General features: G+C 66.8%; 1 protein-coding gene. It reads left to right on the top strand.

Annotation, left to right across the window (positions count from 1 at the left end; genetic code table 11):
• Positions 1 to 57: 57 nt before the first annotated feature.
• Positions 58 to 400, top strand: a 343-nt coding sequence (locus EPK82_RS24970; RefSeq protein WP_208651193.1) for a hypothetical protein, incomplete at its 3' end; no start/stop codon positions are given.

The following is a 400-nucleotide window of genomic DNA, read 5'->3' as shown; positions in this document are numbered from 1 at the left end:
GGCCAGGAGTGGCCGGAGCCATGGTGTTGGGCGGAAAGTCTCCACAGCGACCCCTGAGTGCCGCGCGCGGAAGGCACGCGCCTGCCGGATCGGATGCTCGGTCGAGACCCGCCGCACCTCAACGACACGGGCCCCGTCTCCGCTTCGCTCACGAGCGATCAGAAACAGAGCCTCGGTATCAGCGGCTGCGGCGAGCATCGCCCTAACGACCTCGCGTTCTGGAATGCAGATCGTCTCCTCGACCTCACGGATCTCTGCGCGCCGTGTTTTCCGCCGGCTCCGAAGCGAGCGGACGGGATTAGCGTGGGCAAGTCGCCGACGGATCGCCTCATCGAAGATCGCACCCAGCACGATCCTGGCACGCCGACACGTGTCGTCGGTGCGTCCCTCAGCCTTGAGC

Source organism: Ectopseudomonas khazarica (assembly GCF_004521985.1).
GTDB classification, from domain to species: Bacteria; Pseudomonadota; Gammaproteobacteria; order Pseudomonadales; family Pseudomonadaceae; genus Aquipseudomonas; species Aquipseudomonas khazarica.
This window is presented reverse-complemented; position numbering and strand designations above follow the sequence as displayed.